12 protein-coding genes and 1 riboswitch are annotated in these 18,863 nt (G+C 51.2%); of the genes, 2 read left to right on the plus strand and 10 right to left on the minus strand.

Going from position 1 to position 18,863, the window contains the following annotated elements:
• Positions 1-16 precede the first annotated feature (16 nt).
• The 6 genes from HQN87_RS23090 to HQN87_RS23115 form a co-directional block, all read right to left on the minus strand.
• A complete protein-coding gene (locus HQN87_RS23090; protein WP_173138078.1) occupies positions 17-3,337 on the minus strand; it encodes a fibronectin type III domain-containing protein in 3,321 nt (1,106 codons plus the stop codon).
• Positions 3,338-3,362: 25 nt separating this feature from the next.
• Entirely contained in the window at positions 3,363-7,397 is a 4,035-nt protein-coding gene (locus HQN87_RS23095) for a fibronectin type III domain-containing protein (RefSeq protein WP_173138080.1), read from the minus strand.
• Positions 7,398-7,540: 143 nt separating this feature from the next.
• Positions 7,541-7,643: riboswitch (cyclic di-GMP riboswitch) on the minus strand.
• Between the two features lie 113 nt (positions 7,644-7,756).
• Positions 7,757-8,944 (minus strand): MFS transporter, encoded by a 1,188-nt coding sequence (locus tag HQN87_RS23100; protein ID WP_173138082.1) that lies wholly within the window; start codon positions 8,942-8,944, stop codon positions 7,757-7,759.
• A 77-nt stretch (positions 8,945-9,021) separates the two neighbouring features.
• Positions 9,022-9,567 carry a hypothetical protein gene (locus HQN87_RS23105; RefSeq protein WP_173138084.1) on the minus strand — a complete coding sequence of 182 codons (546 nt, stop codon included), beginning with the start codon at positions 9,565-9,567 and terminating at the stop codon, positions 9,022-9,024.
• Positions 9,568-9,698: 131 nt separating this feature from the next.
• Positions 9,699-10,118, minus strand: a complete 420-nt coding sequence (locus tag HQN87_RS23110; RefSeq protein WP_173138086.1) for a DUF350 domain-containing protein — start codon at positions 10,116-10,118, stop codon at positions 9,699-9,701.
• Positions 10,119-10,141: 23 nt separating this feature from the next.
• Positions 10,142-12,508 (minus strand): endonuclease MutS2, encoded by a 2,367-nt coding sequence (locus tag HQN87_RS23115; protein WP_173138088.1) that lies wholly within the window; start codon positions 12,506-12,508, stop codon positions 10,142-10,144.
• 152 nt (positions 12,509-12,660) lie between these two features.
• On the opposite strand from HQN87_RS23115, the gene HQN87_RS23120 reads away from it, so the two are divergent.
• The gene (locus HQN87_RS23120) at positions 12,661-13,008 is read left to right on the plus strand and encodes a phage holin family protein (protein WP_173138090.1); all 348 of its coding nucleotides are present in this window, start codon (positions 12,661-12,663) and stop codon (positions 13,006-13,008) included.
• Between the two features lie 47 nt (positions 13,009-13,055).
• Here HQN87_RS23120 and HQN87_RS23125 read toward each other — a convergent pair whose 3' ends face one another.
• The gene (locus tag HQN87_RS23125) at positions 13,056-14,189 is read right to left on the minus strand and encodes a GGDEF domain-containing protein (protein WP_173138092.1); all 1,134 of its coding nucleotides are present in this window, start codon (positions 14,187-14,189) and stop codon (positions 13,056-13,058) included.
• A gap of 197 nt (positions 14,190-14,386) precedes the next feature.
• Between HQN87_RS23125 and HQN87_RS23130 the strand changes: the two genes are divergently transcribed.
• Positions 14,387-14,785, plus strand: a complete 399-nt coding sequence (locus HQN87_RS23130) for a cupredoxin domain-containing protein (protein ID WP_216857417.1) — start codon at positions 14,387-14,389, stop codon at positions 14,783-14,785.
• Positions 14,786-14,874: 89 nt separating this feature from the next.
• On the opposite strand, the gene HQN87_RS23135 is transcribed toward HQN87_RS23130, so the two are convergent.
• The 3 genes from HQN87_RS23135 to xylF all read right to left on the minus strand — a co-directional run bounded on the left by HQN87_RS23135 (position 14,875) and on the right by xylF (position 18,699).
• Complete coding sequence (locus HQN87_RS23135) at positions 14,875-16,068, minus strand: sugar ABC transporter permease (RefSeq protein ID WP_173138094.1); 1,194 nt, start codon at positions 16,066-16,068, stop codon at positions 14,875-14,877.
• A 2-nt stretch (positions 16,069-16,070) separates the two neighbouring features.
• Positions 16,071-17,582: a xylose ABC transporter ATP-binding protein gene (locus HQN87_RS23140; RefSeq protein WP_173138095.1), complete on the minus strand. Its 1,512-nt coding sequence runs from the start codon at positions 17,580-17,582 to the stop codon at positions 16,071-16,073.
• A gap of 88 nt (positions 17,583-17,670) precedes the next feature.
• A complete protein-coding gene (xylF, locus tag HQN87_RS23145) occupies positions 17,671-18,699 on the minus strand; it encodes a D-xylose ABC transporter substrate-binding protein (protein WP_173138231.1) in 1,029 nt (342 codons plus the stop codon).
• Positions 18,700-18,863 lie beyond the last annotated feature (164 nt).

Below are 18,863 nucleotides of genomic sequence, written 5' to 3' on the forward strand. Positions count from 1 at the left end.
TCACCTTCAGCATCATTCAATCTACCGTAACTTTAACGTTGCTCTCACCTGTTATTCTCGACTTGAACATGAGCGTGGTTATTTCGCCGGACCAAGAGGTACCAGGCACAACATTCTGATCCATAGACAATGTAACTTTTCCAGCCGTATACGTTGCAGTTAGATTAGAACCGGGAACCCTTCCGTTAGACAGATCACTGACTGGAGTGAAATCATATAAATCTATTAATTCAAGTTCATCCGGATTATAGGTCACAACAAATTCCAATTCACTGAAATCCTGTACATTCTGAGCCAATAGTGTCAGGCTTGCTGTCCCATCCTTCTTCACTTTAAGAACGTAATCCGGACTTGTAGTGCTCTTTTGCAACGCAGGGCTCCAAGCTGTCACTCCTGTAGTATTCTTCGCCCTAACCCGGTAGGTATGGGCAGTTCCTGACAGAAGCTCATTATGCAGATAGTTTATATTGTTGCCGACATCAATCGTTTTCCCGTCTACCTCAAGCTGGTAGCCATTAGCGCCGTCTATCTTCTCCCAGCGCAATTCAATAGACGAATTTTGGGCAAACCCTTCTATTTTGGAAGGCGAATCCGGCAGGTTGGGAAGTGTTGAGAGGGCTAAGACTGCAACCCAGTCCCCGCGTTCATTTGCTTGCTTCACTCTGATTTTATACAGATGATATTCTTCGGCACGAAGCCCGACATGATTGTAAATGGTATCCGCAGCATTATCCAATAATTTGCCGTCTACCTCGATTTCATATCTTGCGTCAGTGGCAACTGTATCCCAGGACAGGGTGATAGATTTATTCGTTACTACTGCGACAACATTCGTTAAGGATTCTGTATTCATCCCCGCCGGCATGGTAGTCATGATTATAGGCTTGGACCATTCACTGTGCCCGCTGATATTGTTCGCCCTAATTCTATAGGTATGTCTGGAATCCGCAGGGAGCTGGTCATGCACGAATATATTCTCCGTAACATTGGTTACAGCCCCGTTATCCATCTCGATGTCATAGCTATCGGTATGGGGAACGGTACGCCACGATGCTGTAATCTGTCTCTCATCCGCTGTCGTCATTATGTTTGTAGGCACATCAGGGATCTCGGGATGGGTGGTTACATCCAGGGGAGAACTCCACGCACTTTTGCCCCCAATATTGACCGCGCGTATTCTGTAGGTATGGCCGCTAAGTGCAGCTAATCCCTCATGGGTATAGCTGGTCAGCTTTTTATTATCAATAATCAGCCCGTCCACTTCAATCTCGTAACCGCTGGCCCGCTCCATCTCATCCCACTTTACAATTACAGTATGTATATCCTGTACTGCAGCTATCTTCGTTGGAGATTCTGGCGGGTTAGGCCATGTCTGTTGACTGGCAGGCTGGCTCCATTCACTCACTCCTCCAGTATTACCGGCTCTTACACGATAAGTATGATCCGTTGAAGCTTCCAGATCTTTGTGCATGAAGGAGTTAAGCTTTCCATTGTCCGTCACAACTCCATCTGCTTCCACTTCATACCGCGTAGCATGAGGAACCAAATCCCAGGTTAATGAAATGAATTTCTGCGAAGGTACCGTCAGTAAATTCACTGGCGCAACCGGAGGTTCGGGTAAGGTCAGCTTGATAAAGGGTTGACTCCATTGACTTGTGCCTCCTGCATTAATAACCCTAACTCTATAAGTGTGTTGAGTATTAGGTAATAATCCATTTTGAGTATAGGTAGTAGAAGTTCCATTATGGATAATCGCTCCGGATGCCTCCACTTCATAACCTAGAGCATTAGCTGATGAAGGCCATTCAAGCTTGATCCATTGCTGTGAAGCTTCTGCAGTGATTCCACTGGGTGCCGCAGCCAATGTAGTTCCGCTTGCAGCAGCTCCGAACGCCGTCTCTACTCCTTCATTATTTCTGGATTTAGCCTGGAAGGTGTAGGATGTATTTGCTGTTAAGCCATTGATTATTACGGTTTTACTGGCTGGGGTAATCCATACAGGTGAAGAGGTAAGACTGCCGGACGAAGTAACATAAGAAGTACCCATTTGAATCAAATATTGAGTTGAAGCAGCATTCTGATCATGCAGCTGCATCATTAGCGAAGTTTCACCATTTTGCTGAAGAGATAGTGATGGAACCTGCGCTCTCGTGTAGACATTCTGCTCATGGACCGCGATATTTCCCACTTTATCTCTAGCTTCAATCTTTGTATAAAATGCAGTGTTTGAAGCCAACCCCGTGGCAGTGAAGCTTGGATTAGTAGTCCAGCCGCTGGACTGACTCCCTACGGTGTAACGGTAAGGGACATTATCCAGCCCTGATATAGAATCTGCGGCGGTTCCTGATACTTGAACCTGTGAGTCTGAAGAAATTATATTTACATTTCCAATCGCAGGAGGCGATTTATCCACAAAGATAGTAATAGAATTCTGGGTGGTGACCTTTCCATCGCTGGCCGTAAACCGGATGGTATGGCTGCCTTCGGACATAGAAGCTACATTCAAAGGGCTGAAAGATACGGTTTGCATTGTGGCTGTATTGGTTACGGTCTTACTCTCCCTTGCTGCTGCCTCCGAGTCCACAAAGTACTTCAGCTCAAGCGCATCACCGTTTGAATCTGTTACCCCTATCACAGGGACAAACAAGGAGCTTGGACCAAGCTGCTGTCCGTTCGGTGATGGTATGGTAATTGAAGGAGCGGCATTGGAGGTAAGGTTCTTCTCCGGGAGATACTCAGAGAGTGAGTTTCTCCAGCCATTAGAAGGCTCATTTGGCCTATGGTTATTATCCCCTGCATATACCCCAATGCTGATCTTTGTTGGAATTTCACCAGCCAGTGCTCCCCCATGCTGCACAACAAAGTCACCTGCATTGGTTATGAACGTGTTGCTTGTAGGAGTAAAACCCCAATTCAAATTTTCTACACGTGTATGTGTATAGTACTCTGCACTAGAACTACTGCTTGAATTACTCGCATAAACAGTTATGTCCAAGTATCTTGTACGTTGATTGTCAGAGTTCCAATCGGTACGTGAGCCTGAAGTCATAACGGCTGCATGGTCCAAAGCGATATCGTAACTCATTTGTCTTGTAGATAGATCAAAGCGAATATTCTTGAGTGTAATTCCTGGCATATCCAACGTAATTTCTGCAATATTACCCATGTCTGACACATATCCAGCCGTTTTTATGAAACCATCGAAGTGAAGATCTGCAAAGCTAACAATGTTAGACTCCCCAGCCGCCTTAACCTGCAAGCCTCCTAAGAAGCAATTCAAAGTAACCATTACAAAAACACATAAAATAGAAGTCCATTTTCTCAACATATCCCTCATAGTTCCTCTCCTACCGCTATTGAATCTATTCTATGGTATAGGTTACTTTAGTAAATTGATTAGTCAGGGCAGTGAAGATAAAGGTGTTCATCGCAGCCTTATCGTTCGTTTGTACGCTGAAGACTATTGTCCCCGGTTCAAAACGGATGATATTTACAGGTGTTCTTGTAATGATTCCAGTCCCAAGCTCCAGATCAGGAGTCTCTGCACGAAGATCCATGATCTCAAGATCCTTGGCATTGTATGTGACTGTAACTTGCCGCTCTGACTTTCCATTTTTATAAGGGATGATCATTACAAAATTAAGCTGGGAATCTTTTTCCGGTTTGATCGTTAATGCTGGAGTGGTTGTTTTCTTCAAAAGCTCTGACCAGTCGCTGCTGACCCCGCCGTTCTTAGCCCGAACCCGATAAGCGTGCATGGTATTGGGCTCTAACCCGCTATGTGTATATTCCAAGTGATTGGAATACGAGATGATCTGTCCATCGACTTCCACATCGTAGCCGGATGCTCCATTCACCGAATCCCAAGCAAGCTGAATGGAGTTCACCGTAACATCGCCCCGAAGATTCTGAGGCATAGCCGGTGCTGTAATGCCTGTAACTAAGGTAGTCCACTCGCTCCATTCGCTAACCACCAGAGTGTTTTTGGCCCGTATACGATAGTTGTGCTTGGTATTTGGCGACAATCCTGTATGCGTGAAAGTAACCTTGCTACCATTATCAATAATTGTACCGTCAGCTTCGATTTCATAACCTGTCGCTCCAGTAACGGAGTCCCAGGATAGACGAATTTGATTGCTTTTGGTTTCGGTCTTCACATTACCCGGAATCCCGAGCACTGTGGCAATAGTCAGCGGCTCACTCCATTCTCCGAGGAAGCTTCCATGCTTGGCTCTCACCCGGTAGTTATGCCAGGAATAAGGCTCCAGCCCTGCATGATTATAGGACAATGCTTCTCCATTGTTCAGAACTTCACCATCCAGCAGAATATCATAGCCGGTTGCATTCTCTACCTTGTCCCACGTTAGCTTAATACTTGTATTTGTAGGAACAGCCCGCAGATTCGATGGTTTCCCAAAAATAGTAGTTGCTGACACGAACCCGCTCCACTCCGCTGCCCCTGCTGCACTTATGGCTCTTATCCGGTATTTATGAGTGGAGTAGGGTTGAAGATTCTTATGGATGTACAGATTATCCGTAACTGCACGAATCGTTGTACCGTCCAATTCAATCTCGTAACCCGCAGCACCTGTAACCAGGTCCCAGGTTATTGTAATTTGATTGCTTTCAGCTGAAGTCTGTATATTATTCGGGACTCCCGGATGGGTTGAATAGACAATCGTTGCAGTCCAGTTCCCTGCTGTATTGTCATTTCTCGCACGTACTCTGTAGGTATGCTCTGAATTCAAATCAAGCCGCGAATGAGTATAATCATTCATTAACTTGTTATCCAGAATGTCTCCGTCTACTTCTATGTCATAACCTGTGGCACCGGCAACTCGGTCCCATACTACATGAATAGAGTTCCCCTGTACTGTAGCTGCAAGATTCTGCGGAACTCCAGGTGCAGTATATACTGTGATGGGTTCGCTCCATTCACTGACCCCATTGTCATTCTTTGCTCTTACCCGGTAACTATGCTGACTGTTAGGCTTAAGACCATCATGTACATAGGATGGTTCCGTAATGTCACTAAATAACACACCGTCTAATTCCAAGTCATAGGCAGCGGCACCTGACACAGCATCCCAGCGCAAATGAACGGAGGTATCGCCCGCTATCCCTTGTAGCTTGGAAGGCACCCCAACAAGGGTGGTTTTCGTAATAATGTCGCTCCATGCTCCTGATCCGCTGCTGTTCACAGCTCTGATGCGGAAGATCTTAGGCATATTCGGATTCAAATCATGTTCCTGGTAAGTTAACACGGAGCCTATATTTTTGGTGCTGTTATTGACCTCAATTTCATAACTGGAGGCCCCGATCACCGGCTCCCAATCCAGAGTAATCGTATGACTTGTTGAAGTCAGCTGGATGCTCCGGGGAACGGCAGGCAAGGTCCAATACGAAGCAACAGTAGACCACTCCCCTTTGATGTCTCCGCTATTTGCCCGGATGCGATAGAAATGTTCAGTACCTGGATCAAGCACAGTCTTGGAAAAGTAAGGCTCACTGCCGAGAACAGTAATTTCCTTATCGAACTCCACCTCATACCCATCTGCATTAAATAATGATGGCCATTTCAGTGAAATCGCTGTATCTTCGGCGCTTGCAGTTATGGCCGGTATAGAAAAAGGTCTTAGAGATACAGATGGGACTACTTCACGAATCTGTTGCCCGCTTTCCCAGACTAAGCTGGCCTGAGGATTGCCCATCTCATTTGCATATTCCATCTTCAGGTTATATTTCTTTCCGGCTTCAAGCTGGATGGCCCCTTGTTCCACATGCTGCTTCGCAGACCAGGCATCTACAAGAAGCTGATCGTCAATCCAAAGCTTCACTCCGCCGGACGTATGTACCGAGAAGATGTACTGATCCGAATAATTAGGCTGAATTTGGCCCGTCCATCTTACTGAAAAACGCTGATCCGCTATGCCTGGCACACCCAAGACGGGTTGCCCTGACAGAGAAATAGAGTCATCCACCTTCACTGCCTTCTTGCCCGTAAAGTTATTTCCGCTGAAATACTCCGCCTTAAGGCCTGATAGAACATATTTCAGTAACGTACGTCCCCCGGCTTCATTCCCGGTATGGATGACAGGTCTTTGATTGGAGATCATGTTGCCGCCTACTGCGAATAATCCGCCAGTAGTTATATTCAAATGATTATTCACACTGACATTGTCACGGACAAACAAATCTCCTTGGGTTATGTTTAAATCAGCTTGCGAATTATTGGATACAATCTCTCCGACAGACATTTCTTCCTCTATGTTCATTGTTACAGAAGTGTTGATGTTCATATTACCTTCAACTAATATCCGCTTCGCTGCAAGCTCTAGTGTGCCATTGTTATAAATCAAGGAACCTGCAAACAGCTCATGATCTACATGCACATTGGAATTGTTATTTAGATGCACAGCGCCCTTTGCCCAGAGGTCACCAAGATCCGTACCCTGTCCAGGATTGAGAATATTGATATTTAATTGCGTGTTTGCATTCAGTCCACCGCGAAGGATTAAAGATCCGTACACGGTTATATTCAGATTCCGATTAGTATTAATGCCATCCGCTATCAAAATGACGGGCTGATCCACACTTCCGAAGGTAACACTTGATTCTAAATTCAGGTGTCCTGTCGATATAATTGCGGGTTTCTTGTCGCTTGAGTGGATAGACCTCTGGATTGTCTCAATATCAGCATTTCCAACTGGAACTGCATTTTTGCTGTACTGTTGTATTTGTTGATCAATAGATTCGATTTGTTCGCGGATATGCCTGGAAATTTCTCCTTGCAGTCCATTCACACGAATAAACGGAGGAGCATTATGTATATTGGTCATACTACCCGATAGAATTACTTTGTCTCCTGCGACCTTATTGGGTTCAAAAGGCAAGCGGATTTGAGGGGGGATCAACGTAGGAGTGTACATCTTAACTAACGAAATCTCCAGGCTATTCAGAGCCGTTTCAATTCCGGAACCCTTGAGTTGACTTACAGTTAATCTTCCATCTTCTACAGCAACTGTCTTCTTAACGGTTCTATGCTGGCCTGCTTCAAGAGACAGCCCCTCTATCACTTTGACGTTCTCAACTGTAAGGGAATTGTTGCTGTCATAGACAGAGTCGCCTACGGTTACCGCAACTTCATAAGTACCATTGTCCAGTTCAATCTCCCATTTTCCGTCAGGACGAATTCGTGTCAGGCTATTGAAGCCGGAGTTATCGTAGGTATCTCTTGAGACCGTAACATCTCTATGGTCCATATTCCAGCCGTAGGAGTAATTGTTTTTCAAGCTAAACACCGATCCGAAATCCGCGATTTCCCCGTCTTGCACCGGAATTTCTTCGGGCTGGAACCTGACCTTAAGCATGCTGTCCTGCGCAGATATCTTCATCATAGGGAATCCCACAAAAGGCGTCAGGAATTGAGCCAGAATGATAAAACACAATATTTTACTTATAAAGCTTTTCTTGTTTGTCATAAAAGACCTCCGCTCAATTAACAATTCAATTTAAAAAAGGGCGCAAAAAAACCACTGGAAAAAGCGGCCCGGCTACCATTCACAGATTAGCTGTTACTATCCTGTGCGTAAGGCCCGTGGCTTTGCGTCCCTGACTTTCGTGCAGGTTTGCCTTTGTAGTTCTAATGGTTAAATCAAGAGAATCCATTTGCAATTCACTTCAATTACAATCTGTACTTACCTTGGCAATAATACCCTATATTTGAATCATTTAATATTGTACATTCTGTGAACATTTAATGCAGCAACCGCCGCAGCATCAGCCAGCTTCCCAGCGGCGCTGCACCCAGCAGCAGCATGAGCAGGGTAATCGTCTGCGGAGACTGATTGACCGACAGCACAGCGATGAACACCAGCAGGCCGAGGAGCCGGCCGCTCATCAGGCTAAGCTCCCTCAGCACAACCAGCTCCACCCGTTTCCCGGCGCTCTCTTCAGAGACGCCCATCAGGTCGAAGCTGGTAGAAACCATCGGCAGCATATAGAGCGGAAGGCACAGTGAGGTGCCGATCCCCATGATCAGCAGCGTGGTGTAATTGACCTTCCACAGCAGCGGCAGGACGAAGGCTGCCAGCAGCAGACTGCCCGCCAGCATCCCGCCGAGACGGGCCCGGGGCTTGAACCATTTGCCTGCGGTGTAATAGCTGATCAGCGATACGGCGGAGGTAAGCAGCGCGAACTGCCCCAGCTTGCTCTCCTCCCGGGCCGCAATGTAGACCAGCAGTCCGATCAGGAATGAGAATACGCCCTCCCGGATGCCCTGGAACAATAGCGCGGCCGCAGCGGGCCGCCAGGGGCTATCCCGGCGGCTAAGCTCGCGCCATGGCTCCAGCCAGAGGTAGGCTCCGCCGCGCGGCCGCTTGTGCAGACCGAAGCTGAGCACAGCCGCCACCCCATAAATACAGAGTGACAGGATAAATACGATGCGGTACCCCCGCCCGCCCTGCCAGTAGGAGATCATCCAGCCGGAGACCCACGGGCCGACAATCCCTGTCAGCGAACCGAGCAGCCCCATCCAGCCGTTATAGAAATCGCGGTTGCCGGCATCGGTAATCTCAAAGAAGACAATATTGAAGGCCAGCCAGTAGAACCCGATCGCAAGCCCGAGAATCAAGCCCAGCGGCCAGATGTAATGCACAGCGTCCCCGCGCAGCCACAGCACCAGCAAATAAAAAAAGCCCGAAACGGCAATTCCCAGCCGTAGGGCATTCATTTTGTTATGCTGTTTCACCCATTTGCCGCCCAGCCAAAAGCTGAGACCGACGGCCATTTGCTGTGCCACCGTAAACCAGCCGATCATGGCGAAATCCGGCCGGCTTTTCCACAGGTACACGTTCAAAAAAGTCCCTGCCAGCACCGTAGCCAGCAGATATAGCCCGCCTACGGCAAGCAGCAGCGCCGCCTGTCCCCGTACTAACCCTCTCATGCTATACCTCCCTGCAGTTTCTTGGCACCTCATCTATCACTAACATGTCCAATTTGCAGGGAAAGCATGAATACGAATTATTCGGCGGCAGTACTGAGATTACGGACAAGCTGGATGCGGTCTTCCTGCGCCAGGCTGTGCTGCACATGGAAGCAGGAAGGGCACACGAACAGATTCAGCGAGAACGGAGGCTTCAGCACGGCTGTGCCGCCCAGTGCTTCAGGCGTTGCCGGAGTAAAGCCGCTTACCTGCTGGGTACCGGAATGAATCATCAGCTCATGGCATTGCGGACACTCCGGCGCTTCAAGCTGAGCCGCCAGAATAGCCGATACACTCTGCTCATAACGCGTCAGATCATAATCGTCACCGAACTGGACCAGGGTGTTGAATATAGGCACGACGCTATCCTTATCGTCATCATCCCACAGATCCTCGTCGCTGACCTCTTCCTCTCCGGAAGCCTCCGCAGCATCCGGCTCCTCATCTTCAAGATCCTCCGCCCCAATCGTAACTGTGCGGTAGCCGCTAAGCTCATTATTGCAATGAGGACAGGTATCCTCGGGTCCAAACTCCTCATCCCATACAATCTCGGTATGGCACCATGGGCAAACTGTTGTCTCCATCTGTACAATCTCCTTCACTGCTCACATTCGGTTCAATTAACCGTTAAATAGATAATGCCGGCCGCTATAAAAGCCAGGGCGGAAATGAACAGAATCCGAACCAGAATCTTCATAATTCCCTGCTCCCTAATTCAAAATATAGCCGCGCCGATCACATAAGATAATGAAACAGAAATCAGCATTGCTGTCAGTCCTACAGCCCGGTTGTCTGCAGCAATCTCGTCATCAATCGAGAAGACCGGAGTCAGAAATTCAAACAGGAAGTAAGCCAGGATCAGCAGCATGAAGCCTACCACCGACCATTTCATCGTCTCATAGATCGACGCTCCCGCTTCAATGCTGAAGCGCAGAATATTGCAGATCCCGAAGATTTTGCCTCCGGTTGCCATCGCTACAGCCACATTCCCCTTGCGGATTTCTTCCCAGCAGTTGTATTTCGTCACCATCTCAAAGAATGACAGGAATACGACCAGACCCAATATGGCCACAGTGAAGTAGCCCAGCAGCGCTCCCAGCGGATGTTCCAGCAAAAGATCAATATTATCCTGCATGCTTCTCCCTCTTTCTGCCGGAACTACTCCAGTTCAGCCACTGTGACACCCGCGCCGCCTTCATTGTAATTCCCCAGCCGATAGCTTTTGACATGCTTATGCTTGCGGAGGTATTCCTGTATTCCTGTACGCAGGACTCCCGTACCCTTACCGTGGATAATCGAGATCTGCCCCAGGTTGCCAAGGAACGCTTCGTCGATGAAGCGGTCGGTCTCCATAATGGCTTCTTCCAGATTGGCACCGCGCAAATCAAGCTCACTGCGGACATTCTCATCACGCGTACGCTTGACCGTTGTGGCCCGGCGCAGGGCGGGCGGAGGCGAATCCGGTGCGGAAGCCAGGAACTCCAGATCGCTCAGATTCACCTTCATCTTCATAATGCCGAACTGGACTACGGCTTCCTTGGTTCCGCTCAGCTCGACCACAAGGCCCTTCTGGTTCACATTCGCCACCTTGACTTCGTCCCCCGGCTGAATCTTACGCGGCGCCTTGGCGGTGCTGCGCGGCAATACCTTCTTACGCGGCGCAGGCTCTGCCTCATCCAGACGGCGCCGGGCTTCAATCAGCTTATGCTCCTTGACGGAAGCCCCTTCCTCCATCGCCAGGCGGCGGAGGTCGCTGATAATCTCCTCGGCTTCCTTGCGGGCCTTGGCAAGGATATCGCTGGCATCCTTCTCCGCCTTCTCCAGACGTTTGTCGCGCTGGCCTTCCAGCTTCTCCAGCTCCAGCTGCTGCCGCTTGCGGAATTCTTCCGCTTCGCGGCGGATAACCTCCGCCCGTAAGCGTTCGTTCTCAGCGGTGAGGCGGTTCTCCTCCAGCGAAGCAATCATATGCTCGACGCGCAGGTCTTCTTCATTGACCTCGCCGCGGGCGTGCTCAAGAATGGTGCCAGGCATCCCCAGACGCTCGGCAATGGCGAACGCATTGCTTCGTCCAGGCACCCCGACGAGCAGCCGGTACGTCGGGCTCAGACTCTGCACATCGAATTCCATACTGGCATTAATGACGCCTGCACGCTCATAAGCATAAGCCTTCAATTCACTGTAATGGGTGGTTGCAACCATCCGGGATTCGGTCCGGTGGATATGCTCCAGAATGGCAATCGCCAGAGCGGAGCCCTCCGCCGGATCTGTACCGGCCCCCACCTCATCCAGCAGAATCAGGCTCTTCGGCGTCATCCGCTTCAGGATGGATATGATATTGGTCATGTGGCTGGAGAAGGTACTGAGACTCTGCTCAATACTCTGCTCGTCGCCAATGTCGGCGTAGATGGCATCGAAGACACAGAGCTGGCTGCCTTCCTCTGCCGGAATGAACAACCCCGACATCGCCATCAGGCTGAGCAGGCCAATGGTCTTCAGGGTAACCGTCTTCCCGCCCGTATTCGGCCCGGTGACGATGATGGAGCTGTAGTTGTTGCCGAGCTCCACATCCAGCGGCACGACCTGCTCCGCCGGAATAAGCGGATGGCGCCCTTTGCGCAGGCGCAGATATCCGCGGTCATTCATCCGCGGCTGGGTAGCCTTCATATCGCGTGCGAGGCGCGCTTTGGCGAAGATGAAGTCCAGCCCGCCGAGAATGTCGATGTCATAAGCCATCTCTTCGGCGATGTCGCCGACAAGGGCAGTCAAGCGGTGCAGGATGATCTCGATCTCGCGTTCCTCACGCAGACGGGTCTCCCGCAGCTTGTTATTCATCGCTACGATGGATTCCGGCTCGATGAACAGCGTTGCCCCCGATCCGGACTGGTCATGCACAATACCGCCGAAATGGGCACGGTATTCGGCCTTCACCGGAATGACGAACCGGTCTCCACGGATCGTCACCAGTTGATCCTGCAGCATCTTCGATACCGAGGAGGAGCGGATCATCGAATCCAGCTTCTCGCGGATACGCGTCTCTCCCCCGCGAAGCTCGCGGCGGATGGAGGCAAGCTCCGTACTCGCCGAATCCATGACATCGGCGTTCTCGTCAATACACTGCCGGATGGCATCCTCAACAGGCTTCTGCTCCGACAGCAGATCACTCTGCGCGAAGAGCGTAGGAATGCTCTCATCCTCATTCATGGCATGGAGGAACCGCTTCACCCGGCGCGCTCCGCCAATGGTGTTGCCCACCGAGAGCAGCTCCGCAGTTCCCAGCATCCCGCCAATTGATGCACGCTTCAGCGCAGGCCGGATATCGGTCACGCCGCCGAACGAAGGAATCCCCTTCAGCCGGTCCACGTTAACCGCCTCATCCGTAGCCAGCAGGAGCAGCTTCACCCCTTCGAAATCCCCGGAGGGCTTCAGTAGCTCGGCGGTCAGCCGTCCCATCGGCGTCTGCGTATACTGCATCAATTTATTTAAAATCTTGCGATATTCAAGCGTATGCAAAATCTTGTCGTCCAATTACCGTCACAGCTCCCTTCATAGATGCAACCATTATACCTAATTTAGCCCATTTTCGCTATTTGGGTATGATTTCTGGGCATAGAAAAACGAAGGAAGGCCACAATAACAACGCACATATCCTTAAGCGAACGCCAAAGGAGGTTAGTTCATTGAGATTCTTAGGTCATGTGGTTCGTTTTATAGTCGCAGCCATCGTCCTGATGGTGGTCGGCTGGATTGTCCCGCAGTTCACGGTTGGAGGATTCTGGAGCGCATTCCTGCTTGCTCTGGTTATCGCTCTGCTCGGATGGGTAGTTGAAGGTATTTTCGGCAAAAAAACAACGCCCTTCGGCCGCGGTATCGTCGGCTTCCTGGTCAGCGCCCTGGTTATCTGGATTGCCCAATTTGTCGTCAGCGGTGTCAGTGTCTCCGTCCTCGGCGCCTTGCTTGCAGCCCTGGTCATCGGGATCATCGACCTGTTCCTGCCGGTATCCACTCCGTTCGAAGCCGGCAAATAGCCGCGCGGCTTAAGCCAGTGCAGACAACAAAACCCCCAGCTCCCGGATTATACCGGCAATTGGGGGTTTTTTGTAAGGTTAAGGAATTCGCCAGGAGCTGCAGAAGAAGTAACAACCGCATTTTTCCCGCCCCGCTTGGCTGTATACAGGGCATCATCCGTCTTGCGGAACAGCTGTTCCTTGCCGTCTCCAAGCTGATAATGGCACAACCCGATACTGACCGTGATCGGCTTGTTTCCGGCATAAGGATGGGTCATCGCGGCGATGCTCCTCCGCATTTCCTCAACCGCAGCATAGGTCTCCTGATAGCTTTTATCCGTAAAAATCACCGCGAATTCTTCCCCGCCGTATCTGGCCGCAAAATCATTCAGCCCAATCAGGCTGTTCACCTTCGCCGCCACTTCCTTGAGGACAAGATCGCCGACCCAGTGACCGTACGTATCATTTACACATTTGAAATTATCAATATCAAACAGGGCCAGCTGCAGCCTCAGCCTGTTGCTCTCACACTGCTCCAGGAGCGAATCCAGATATTCATGAAACGACTTGTGATTATACAGGCCGGTCAGCGCGTCCATCTTCAGCAGCTTGTCAGAGATGGCCCGCTCCACCACGAGCTCTTGCTCTGACTTGGTGAGCTGCTCCAGATACTCGCGGGTCTCGCGGCCCCGGATGATTACCGCCTGCGCCATCAGGGCAAATACGATATATACACACTCCACCAGCAGAAACTCCAGGAGCGGCTTGCCGAGCACCGGCCGTTCCAGCCCGAAATAAATCACGGCGTAGAATAGGGTGCTGAACACCCCAAGCGTGTAGAGCATCCGCTGGTCGAAATAGATCAGGGCAATCATAATCGGCATCATTACTGTCATCTGTGCACCGTCTACATAAGGCTCCAGCACAAAATACATCAGATAGGAAACGATGAAACCGCAAATCACTACCGCCTGCTTATGATGATCCTGGGAGCGGCGCAGCCAGATCTCGGCAGAGGCCATAGCCATGAGTATCATCAGGTTACAGGCGGCGAACATATGCCCGTTGCCGGAACCGAAAATACTCTCCATTCCAATAGAGCGGGAGTACTGCATATAGAGGAACTGGGCGATGAGCAGACACAACACGATAATCCAGTATCCGCTCAGTATTCTCCGGTGCCATTTCTCTGCACTTTGCAAGGCGTAATCAATAATGATCTGAATCCCCTACTTCTTCTCGCCAGATAAGATAAAATTTTAATTATAACAGACTTAATTATATTAAATTTTAAACTATTTTGCATCATATTTCTGCAAATTTCGACAAGGTTTTCCCCGAGACAATTCGGCAGATTTAGGCTATGCTTAATGTCAATTGCTCACAATTCTCAAGGGGGATGGTTAGGATCAGAAAGTCAGCTATTCTTTATTTTATCTTATTTGCTCTTCTGCTTACGGCCTGCGGAGCGAATTCCGGCGGCAGCAGCACTGAGAACGCTAAGGGCACAGCGGCCGATACCGAACTGACGGCTGATGAAGAGCTCATTATTACAGCAACGAATTACAGCTTCGACCAGGAAGAATATCACCTCAAAAAAGGCGTGCCCGTCAAAATCACGTTCAAAAATGAAACCGGGAACCACGGCATCCTGGTGCCCGAGATGAAGCTGCGGCTGGATGCGAAGGATTCCTCCCAGGTCATTGTTCCCGAAGAGGCCGGAACCTTCGAGATGACCTGTGCGATCATGTGCGGCTCCGGCCACAGCGGGATGAGCGCCAAGATCATCGTGGAATAGACGCCTTAAGTAGTTGCAAGTACATTTTTATATTTGGAAAAAGCCGGCAAGGATATGATCCTTACCGGCTTTTTATTCTGAAGCTCCTGCTATCTCACACCCTTGCTGCGGCCTGAAATGTCCAGCCAGACGGCAATGACCAGGATTGAGCCTTTGACCACGTACTGCCAGAAGGATTCCAGTCCCATCAGCGACATTCCGTTATCGAGCGAGGTCATTACCAGCGCCCCGATGATGGCGCCAATAACGGTTCCTGCTCCTCCCATCAGGGAGGTGCCGCCAATGACGCAGGCGGCAATCGCATCCATCTCCGCCATGTTCCCGGCGGTGATGGTAGCCGAAGCCAGCCGCGAGGTCAGCACGATCGCGGCGATGGAGCCGAGCAGCCCGCTGAGTACGAAGATCAGCATCGACTTGCGCTTGATGTTGATCCCGGAGAGGCGCGCGGCTTCAATATTGCCGCCTATGGCATAAATATGGCGTCCGAACGTAGTTTTGGTGGACAAGAAGTAGAAGATCGCCGCCAGCACGATGACGAAGATAATCGGGAACGGAATCCCTTTGTAATTGTTCATTAAGGCTACAAAAACCACCACCAGCAGTGACAGTCCCGCTACCTTGGCGATATCCAGGCCCAGCGGGGCAATGACGAAGCCGTATTTCTTGCGGGAGCGGCGTTTCGTGAACGCGCTCCAGAGCAGCAGAGCCACGGCAGCTACCCCCAGGATGATCCCGAAGCCCGGGGCAAAATAAGCATTGCCGAGCAAGGCCAGCACCGGGTCGGATACCGGAATGGTCATCGACTCGGTCACGCCCATCAGCACCCCGCGGAAGACCATCATCCCGCCGAGGGTGACGATGAAGGCGGGAATCATTTTATACGCCACCAGCCAGCCCTGAATCAGACCCAGCACCGCACCGGCGGCCAGGGTACCCAGAATAACCACAATCGCGGGCAGCTCCAGCCAATTGCTGAGAATCGCCGCCATCCCGCCGGTCAGCCCCACGATAGAGCCGACAGACAGGTCGATATGCCCGGCCACGATGACCAGCACCATGCCGATGGCCAGAATAGAGGTCACTGACATCTGTGTGAACAGATTGGACAGATTCCGCGAGGTCAGGAAGGTCGGATTCAGCATTCCGAACAGCACCCAGATCAGAATCAGTGCCCCCACCATCGTATAGGCACGCATATCCATTTTGCCGAACAAGCCGCGTAAGCGCGATCCTCCGGCTGCCGGAACCGCTGCCGGTTCCTTACCCTCTTTTTGCAGCTGCATCTCTATCTACCTCCCGTAGCGGCCAGCATAATATTCTCCTGCGTGGCTTCCCGCCAATCATATTCCCGTACAAACTGCCCTTCGCACATCACCAGAATCCGGTCGCTCATGCCCAGCACCTCCGGAAGCTCCGAAGAGATCATAATAATCGCTACTCCCTGCTCCACAAGCTGATTCATCAAATGATATATTTCGTACTTCGCCCCGACGTCGATGCCCCGGGTAGGTTCGTCCATAATCAGTATTTTGGGATCACTCATCAGCCATTTGCCGATGACCACCTTCTGCTGGTTCCCCCCGGACAGCGTGCCCACCGGCGTCTCCAGCGATGCTGTTTTGGTCTTCAGATCGTGCACATACCGGTCCGCCCACTTAATCTCCTCATTCTCATTAAGGACTCCCAGCCGGGCGACTTTGCCCAGTGTGGCTAAAGTGGTATTGCGTTTGACATCCATTCCCATGACCAGCCCCTGGCGTTTGCGGTCTTCCGTGACCAGGGCAATTCCCGCCTTGATCGCTTCGGCAATGGAGCGGATCTTAATGGCCTTGCCTTCGATCAGCACCGTACCTTCCGACCGTCCTCCATAAGCGCCGAACAGACTGCTGACCAGTTCCGTCCGTCCCGCTCCCATCAATCCGGCAATGCCCAGTATCTCGCCCTTGCGCAGCGTGAATTCAATGTCTCGCAGCACCGTCTGATGGCGCTTCTCCGGGTGCCACACCGTGTAATCCTTAACCTCAAGCACCTTGTCACCCGGTGAATGCTTCACCCGCGGATAACGTTCTGTCAGCTCACGGCCGACCATCAGCGAGACGATCTGGTCGTCGTTGGTCGCCTTGCGGTCCAGCGTCGCCACAGTCCGCCCGTCCCGCAGCACGGTGATCGAATCGGCCAGCGCGAACACCTCGGGCATTTTGTGCGAGATATAGACACAGGTAACGCCTTCGCGCCGCAGCTGGTGCAGAATGTCCATCAGGATGGACACCTCACTCTCGGTCAGAGCCGCCGTCGGTTCGTCCAGAATCAGAATCCTGGTATGCTTGGAGAGCGCCTTGGCGATCTCCACGAGCTGCTGCTGGCCGATGCCGAGATTGCCGATCTTCGTGTCCGGCGACAGATTCAGCCCGACCTTCTTCAGCCACAGCGAAGCCTGATGGTACAGCTCATTCCACTGGATGGCCCCGCGCTTCACCGGCTCTGCACCCAGGAAAATATTCTCGCCGACCGTCATCTCCTTCACAAGCGCAAGCTCCTGGTGAATGATCGCAATCCCGGCATGCTCCGCATCCGTAATTTTATGAAAGGCCTTCTTCTCCCCGCCTATGCGGATTTCGCCTTCGTATGTCCCCGCAGGGTACAATCCGCTGAGCACTTTCATCAGTGTGGATTTGCCCGCACCGTTCTCACCGCATAAGGCGTGAATCTCCCCTTGCTTGACCTTGAAGTTCACATGATCCAGTGCCTTCACGCCGGGGAAGCTCTTGCTGATCTCCACCATTTCAAGTACATCCATGCCTGCCGTTCTCCCTTCCGGCCCTTGAACCGGCAAGCAGATGCGGTAACGCCACGGGCGCCGCATCTGCTTGCCGTTCAGGCCGCCCTTATTGTTTCGGCCACTGGTCCTTCGGAACGTTCTTGTAGACCTCCTCAAGCTTGTGGAACCCGTCCTTGATCAGCACATCGAGGTTATCCTTATTCACTGCCAGCGGATCAAGCAGCACAGAAGGAACATCAATTTTACCGTTGTTAACTGTCTTTTCAGTGGAAATACTATCGCCCTTGGCAGCCGCTACCGCCATCTCTGCAGCCTTGGTTGCTATCGCGTTGATCGGCTTGTAGACCGTCATGAGCTGGGTACCTTCAGCGATCCGCTGCACAGCGGCAAGGTCGGCATCCTGGCCGGATACCGGAATCTTGCCAGCCATCCCCTGCGCCGTAAGCGCCTGGATCGAGCCGCCTGCTGTCCCGTCATTGGCTGCTACTACCCCTTGAACATCATTATTGTTCGCGGTCAGCGCATTCTCCATATTCTTCAGCGCTTCTTCCGGCTTCCAGTCCTTGGAGAACTGGTCGTAGACGATTTTGATATCGCCCTTCTCCTCAAGCGGCTTCAGAATATTCATCGCTCCCTCCTTGAACATGTGAGCGTTGTTATCCGTGTCCGCACCGCCGATATAGACGATGTTGCCTTTCGGGGCTTGATCAATGACTGCCTGAGCCTGGAATTCTCCGACACGCACATTATCGAATGAGATATAATAATCCACCTCGGCATTGTTGATCAGCCGGTCATAGGCAATGACCTTGATGCCTTCCTTGTGGGCCTTCTCTACAATAGGAGCGGTAGCTTCTGCATTATGGGCAATGACCACCAGCACATCTACACCCTGGGAGATCAGTTGCTCCGCCTGGCTTAACTGGGTAGCATCATCGCCGTTGGCAGCCAGCACCTTCACTTCACCGCCCAACTCCTCCACCTTCGCGGTGAAGATATCCCGGTCCTTCTGCCAGCGTTCCTCCTTCAACGTGTCCATGGACATGCCGATGACAATTTTATCCCCGTCCTTGGCAGCGCCTGCCGGTTCCTTCTTCTGATTGTCACCGCTTGAGACCACACCGCAGCCCGCCATTGACGCCGCCAGCACTAACGCTGCCAGCCCCAGGGAAATTGCTCTTCCATATTTTCTCACTCTGCCCTACGCCCCTTTTCATACCCTATATTTGATTGCGCTTACATGAGAAGTGTAGCATGGAAAATCCTGGCCTGGAGCTGCGATTCCCTGCACTTTTTTGC

This window comes from Paenibacillus tritici, assembly GCF_013204885.1.
In the GTDB taxonomy this organism is placed as follows: Bacteria; Bacillota; Bacilli; order Paenibacillales; family Paenibacillaceae; genus Paenibacillus_AQ; species Paenibacillus_AQ tritici.

Bases quoted from the DNA above. Each gene is read 5' to 3' on its own strand.
- HQN87_RS23100 (WP_173138082.1), bottom strand. From the start codon at position 8,944: ATGAGAGGGTTAGTACGGGGACAGGCGGCGCTGCTGCTTGCCGTAGGC.
- HQN87_RS23130 (WP_216857417.1), top strand. From the start codon at position 14,387: ATGGTTAGGATCAGAAAGTCAGCTATTCTTTATTTTATCTTATTTGCT.
- HQN87_RS23090 (WP_173138078.1), bottom strand. From the start codon at position 3,337: ATGAGGGATATGTTGAGAAAATGGACTTCTATTTTATGTGTTTTTGTA.
- HQN87_RS23140 (WP_173138095.1), bottom strand. From the start codon at position 17,582: ATGGATGTACTTGAAATGGTGGAGATCAGCAAGAGCTTCCCCGGCGTG.
- HQN87_RS23110 (WP_173138086.1), bottom strand. From the start codon at position 10,118: ATGCAGGATAATATTGATCTTTTGCTGGAACATCCGCTGGGAGCGCTG.
- HQN87_RS23095 (WP_173138080.1), bottom strand. From the start codon at position 7,397: ATGATGAAGATATCTGCGCAGGACAGCATGCTTAAGGTCAGGTTCCAG.
- xylF (WP_173138231.1), bottom strand. From the start codon at position 18,699: ATGGCGGGCTGCGGTGTGGTCTCAAGCGGTGACAATCAGAAGAAGGAA.
- HQN87_RS23105 (WP_173138084.1), bottom strand. From the start codon at position 9,567: ATGGAGACAACAGTTTGCCCATGGTGCCATACCGAGATTGTATGGGAT.
- HQN87_RS23135 (WP_173138094.1), bottom strand. From the start codon at position 16,068: ATGCAGCTGCAAAAAGAGGGTAAGGAACCGGCAGCGGTTCCGGCAGCC.